This is a genomic window from Limnobacter litoralis (assembly GCF_030160455.1).
Lineage (GTDB): Bacteria > Pseudomonadota > Gammaproteobacteria > Burkholderiales > Burkholderiaceae_B > Limnobacter > Limnobacter litoralis.
Window position 1 is genome coordinate 1 of sequence record NZ_BSOJ01000039.1, and the last position, 5,950, is coordinate 5,950.

At 50.8% G+C, this 5,950-nt stretch carries 2 tRNA genes and 3 rRNA genes; all 5 read left to right on the forward strand.

The features are described 5' to 3' along the window. Nucleotides 1-321 precede the first annotated feature (321 nt). The 5 genes from QQJ87_RS14540 to rrf all read left to right on the forward strand — a co-directional run bounded on the left by QQJ87_RS14540 (nucleotide 322) and on the right by rrf (nucleotide 5,820). A 16S ribosomal RNA gene (locus QQJ87_RS14540) occupies nucleotides 322-1,852 on the forward strand. A gap of 195 nt (nucleotides 1,853-2,047) precedes the next feature. After that, a tRNA-Ile gene (locus QQJ87_RS14545) sits at nucleotides 2,048-2,124 on the forward strand. A 14-nt stretch (nucleotides 2,125-2,138) separates the two neighbouring features. After that, nucleotides 2,139-2,214 (forward strand) — tRNA-Ala (locus QQJ87_RS14550). A gap of 391 nt (nucleotides 2,215-2,605) precedes the next feature. Next, nucleotides 2,606-5,489: ribosomal RNA gene (locus QQJ87_RS14555) — 23S ribosomal RNA — on the forward strand. Between the two features lie 218 nt (nucleotides 5,490-5,707). Further along, a 5S ribosomal RNA gene (gene rrf, locus QQJ87_RS14560) occupies nucleotides 5,708-5,820 on the forward strand. The 16S, 23S and 5S rRNA genes sit together here with 2 tRNA genes alongside, the layout of an rRNA operon. Nucleotides 5,821-5,950 lie beyond the last annotated feature (130 nt).

The window sequence follows — 5,950 nt, forward strand, 5'->3', positions numbered from 1 at the left end:
CAACGCACGGAGCGAAACGAAAGCGAAAGTGATTGTTTCTTAAAGGAAAAGCGGTAAGTTTTAGAGACTGGCCGCTGAAGTTAAGAGACAGAGTATAGCCGAAGTTTTGACAATGTTCTTTAACAGTTTAACAGCCGATAAGTGTGGGCACTGACACCGTGAACCGAGGTTTGCGAAGGTTCGTTGGAAGGTGCTTTCGAAAGAAGTTGGCTTTCAATGAAATTGGAAGTCAGTGCTCACGGAATAAAGTAAATGAATTGTGAAACTGTCAAGGTTTTACGATCTCGTCTACTCCGTCGAGTTTGAATTATTGCAGAGATTGAACTGAAGAGTTTGATCCTGGCTCAGATTGAACGCTGGCGGCATGCCTTACACATGCAAGTCGAACGGTAACAGGTCTTTCGGGATGCTGACGAGTGGCGAACGGGTGAGTAATACATCGGAACGTGCCCAGTAATGGGGGATAGCCCGGCGAAAGCCGGATTAATACCGCATACGCCCTGAGGGGGAAAGTGGGGGACCGCAAGGCCTCACGTTATTGGAGCGGCCGATGGCTGATTAGCTAGTTGGTGGGGTAAAGGCCTACCAAGGCGACGATCAGTAGCTGGTCTGAGAGGACGATCAGCCACACTGGGACTGAGACACGGCCCAGACTCCTACGGGAGGCAGCAGTGGGGAATTTTGGACAATGGGCGAAAGCCTGATCCAGCAATGCCGCGTGTGCGAAGAAGGCCTTCGGGTTGTAAAGCACTTTTGTTCGGGAAGAAAACGTCTGTGTTAATACCACGGGCGGATGACGGTACCGGAAGAATAAGCACCGGCTAACTACGTGCCAGCAGCCGCGGTAATACGTAGGGTGCGAGCGTTAATCGGAATTACTGGGCGTAAAGCGTGCGCAGGCGGCTATGTAAGACAGGTGTGAAATCCCCGAGCTTAACTTGGGAATTGCATTTGTGACTGCATGGCTAGAGTGTGTCAGAGGGAGGTGGAATTCCACGTGTAGCAGTGAAATGCGTAGATATGTGGAGGAACACCAATGGCGAAGGCAGCCTCCTGGGATAACACTGACGCTCATGCACGAAAGCGTGGGGAGCAAACAGGATTAGATACCCTGGTAGTCCACGCCCTAAACGATGTCAACTAGTTGTTGGGTCAATACTGACTTGGTAACGTAGCTAACGCGTGAAGTTGACCGCCTGGGGAGTACGGCCGCAAGGTTAAAACTCAAAGGAATTGACGGGGACCCGCACAAGCGGTGGATGATGTGGATTAATTCGATGCAACGCGAAAAACCTTACCTACCCTTGACATGGCAGGAACTTTCCAGAGATGGATTGGTGCTCGAAAGAGAACCTGCACACAGGTGCTGCATGGCTGTCGTCAGCTCGTGTCGTGAGATGTTGGGTTAAGTCCCGCAACGAGCGCAACCCTTGTCATTAGTTGCTACGAAAGGGCACTCTAATGAGACTGCCGGTGACAAACCGGAGGAAGGTGGGGATGACGTCAAGTCCTCATGGCCCTTATGGGTAGGGCTTCACACGTCATACAATGGTCGGTACAGAGGGTTGCCAAGCCGCGAGGTGGAGCCAATCCCAGAAAACCGATCGTAGTCCGGATCGCAGTCTGCAACTCGACTGCGTGAAGTCGGAATCGCTAGTAATCGCGGATCAGAATGTCGCGGTGAATACGTTCCCGGGTCTTGTACACACCGCCCGTCACACCATGGGAGTGGGTTCTACCAGAAGTGGCTAGTCTAACCGCAAGGAGGACGGTCACCACGGTAGGATTCATGACTGGGGTGAAGTCGTAACAAGGTAGCCGTATCGGAAGGTGCGGCTGGATCACCTCCTTTCTAGAGATAGAAGAAAGTGCATAGAAGATGAGCTGGATGAAGCCAAGGACTATTCCTGGTGTCTAGTGTTCACACTTATCGGTTTGTTTGAAGTGGTGCTTGGGTTACTGAAACGAAGTGAGGCCCTAGGCAGAGATGTGTAGGAAAGGCCAAGGTCAGTGCGGCGTACAGATGTGCTGATCGAGAACAAGTTCAGGGTCTGTAGCTCAGTTGGTTAGAGCACCGTCTTGATAAGGCGGGGGTCGTTGGTTCGAGCCCAACCAGACCCACCATCGGTTAAGAGTTTGGGGGTGTAGCTCAGCTGGGAGAGCACCTGCTTTGCAAGCAGGGGGTCATCGGTTCGATCCCGTTCACCTCCACCACGAATACAAAGTTGGCTGTTAAACGGTAAGTAAGCGTAGTCAGGCTTAAAGCAAGTCTGGGCTGTGCGGTCAAATGAATAGGCGCAATGTGGTGTTTATTCATTTGGCTGTAAAGTCGACTCAGGTACTACCTGGGTCAATGCTCTTTAAAAATTTGGAAATGATGAGATATCGAGATGTGTTCGAAGCGATTCGAATACATTGAGATTGATGCGATTGCATCATCGTTCTTCTCAAGTCGTTGTGGCGAGAGCTGCAACAACCTTGAACAAGAAAGAATACGGCACTCAATACTTTGCTGACATTCAAACTATATACAGTTGATGTGTTGTGAAAGGCTTTAATGTGAACTGCGGTTTATGTTGGGTTTGAGCAATGCTTAACGCTATAGAGTCAAGCGAATAAGTGCACATGGTGGATGCCTTGGCGATCATAGGCGATGAAGGACGTTGTAGCCTGCGAAAAGCTACGGGGAGCTGGCAAACAAGCTTTGATCCGTAGATGTCCGAATGGGGAAACCCACCCTTTTAGGGGTATCCCGTGCTGAATACATAGGCACGTGGAGGCGAACCCGGAGAACTGAAACATCTAAGTACCCGGAGGAAAAGAAATCAACCGAGATTCCGAAAGTAGCGGCGAGCGAACTCGGAACAGCCTGCATGATTTAGCATTGAAGTTAACAAAACGGTCTGGAAAGTCCGACCATAGAAGGTGATAGTCCTGTATGTGAAAACTTCGATGTGGAACTAAGTATGCGACAAGTAGGGCGGAACACGAGAAATTCTGTCTGAACATGGGGGGACCATCCTCCAAGGCTAAATACTCATGATCGACCGATAGTGAACTAGTACCGTGAGGGAAAGGCGAAAAGAACCCCGGGAGGGGAGTGAAATAGATCCTGAAACCGTGTGCATACAAACAGTAGGAGCGGGCTTGTCCCGTGACTGCGTACCTTTTGTATAATGGGTCAGCGACTTACATTCAGTGGCAAGCTTAACCGAGTAGGGAAGGCGTAGCGAAAGCGAGTCCGAATAGGGCGTCTAGTCGCTGGGTGTAGACCCGAAACCAGACGATCTATCCATGGCCAGGTTGAAGGTTGGGTAACACCAACTGGAGGACCGAACCCACTAACGTTGAAAAGTTAGGGGATGAGCTGTGGATAGGGGTGAAAGGCTAAACAAGTCTGGAAATAGCTGGTTCTCCCCGAAAACTATTTAGGTAGTGCCTCGAGTCTCACTACAGGGGGTAGAGCACTGTTATGGCTAGGGGGTCATCGCGACTTACCAAACCATGGCAAACTCCGAATACCTGTAAGTGCAATCTCGGGAGACAGACATCGGGTGCTAACGTCCGGTGTCAAGAGGGAAACAACCCAGACCGCCAGCTAAGGTCCCTAATATCTGCTAAGTGGAAAACGAAGTGGGAAGGCTAAAACAGTCAGGAGGTTGGCTTAGAAGCAGCCACCCTTTAAAGAAAGCGTAATAGCTCACTGATCGAGTCGTCCTGCGCGGAAGATGTAACGGGGCTAAGCAGATAACCGAAGCTGCGGATTTGCACGCAAGTGCAAGTGGTAGGGGAGCGTTCTGTAAGCCTGTGAAGGTGTGTTGTAAAGCATGCTGGAGGTATCAGAAGTGCGAATGCTGACATGAGTAGCGATAAACAGAGTGAAAGGCTCTGTCGCCGTAAGCCCAAGGTTTCCTACGCAACGTTCATCGGCGTAGGGTTAGTCGGCCCCTAAGGCGAGGCAGAAATGCGTAGTCGATGGGAAGCAGGTTAATATTCCTGCACCGACGTGTAATGCGATGGGGGGACGGATCGTGGAAGGTAGTCCGGGTGTTGGATATCCCGGTCCCTGCACTATAGAGGACAGTTAGGCAAATCCGGCTGTCATATACTCAAGGGTGTGGGGCGAGCGGCCTAGTGCTGCGAAGCTATTGGAAGTGGTCCCAAGAAAAGCCTCTAAGCTTCAGTTACACGTTGACCGTACCGCAAACCGACACAGGTGGGCGGGATGAGTATTCTAAGGCGCTTGAGAGAACTCAGGAGAAGGAACTCGGCAAATTGGTACCGTAACTTCGGGAGAAGGTACGCCCTTGTAGCTTGACCATGAACAATGGAAGGGTGAAGGGGTTGCAATAAAAAGGTGGCTGCGACTGTTTAATAAAAACACAGCACTCTGCAAACACGAAAGTGGACGTATAGGGTGTGACGCCTGCCCGGTGCCGGAAGGTTAATTGATGGGGTGCAAGCTCTTGATCGAAGCCCCGGTAAACGGCGGCCGTAACTATAACGGTCCTAAGGTAGCGAAATTCCTTGTCGGGTAAGTTCCGACCTGCACGAATGGCGTAACGATGGCCACACTGTCTCCTCCTGAGACTCAGCGAAGTTGAAGTGTTTGTGATGATGCAATCTCCCCGCGGCTAGACGGAAAGACCCCATGAACCTTTACTGTAGCTTTGCATTGGACTTTGAACCGGTTTGTGTAGGATAGGTGGGAGGCTTTGAAGTGGGAACGCCAGTTCTCATGGAGCCGTCCTTGAAATACCACCCTGATCTGTTTGAGGTTCTAACCTTGGTCCATTATCTGGATCGGGGACCGTGCATGGTGGGCAGTTTGACTGGGGCGGTCTCCTCCTAAAGAGTAACGGAGGAGCTCGAAGGTACGCTAAGTACGGTCGGACATCGTACTGATAGTGCAATGGCATAAGCGTGCTTGACTGCGAGACTGACAAGTCGAGCAGGTGCGAAAGCAGGACATAGTGATCCGGTGGTTCTGTATGGAAGGGCCATCGCTCAACGGATAAAAGGTACTCTGGGGATAACAGGCTGATACCGCCCAAGAGTTCACATCGACGGCGGTGTTTGGCACCTCGATGTCGGCTCATCTCATCCTGGGGCTGTAGCCGGTCCCAAGGGTATGGCTGTTCGCCATTTAAAGAGGTACGTGAGCTGGGTTTAAAACGTCGTGAGACAGTTTGGTCCCTATCTGCCGTGGGCGTTGGAAATTTGAAGGGGGCTGCTCCTAGTACGAGAGGACCGGAGTGGACGCACCTCTGGTGTACCGGTTGTCACGCCAGTGGCATCGCCGGGTAGCTAAGTGCGGAAGAGATAACCGCTGAAAGCATCTAAGCGGGAAACTTGCCTTAAGATTAGATTTCCCTGAGGACTTGATCCTCCTGAAGGGCCGTTCAAGACCAGGACGTTGATAGGTTGGGTGTGGAAGTGCAGTAATGCATTAAGCTAACCAATACTAATTGCCCGTGCGGCTTGACTCTATAGCATTAAGTAGAGCTTCAAGCACAACAACGCATGCACACAAAAGTTAAGTAGTAACACAGCACTGAAGTGGTTTGAGCATCAAACCAGTGAAGTATTGAAAATTGCCCGCAATCTGCAGCAATCCCAAACTCTCGGTGTCTCATCATCGTTTCCAAATTCAAGTAAAACCCCCTCAAGCATTTGAGTGGTGCGCCTTTACAGCCTCCCCTTTATGCCTGACGACCATAGCAAGGTGGTCCCACTCCTTCCCATCCCGAACAGGACAGTGAAACGCCTTAGCGCCGATGATAGTGTGCATTCGCATGTGAAAGTAGGACATCGTCAGGCTCTCCAATTCCAAAAAAACCCCCGTCTCCAAAAGAGCGGGGGTTTTTTTTATTGCTGATTTGAAGTAAGCGTCATGCCAGTACCGCCTTTTCGGCCGCGTTAAATTTGTAGAAAGTAGTCCCCACTAAAA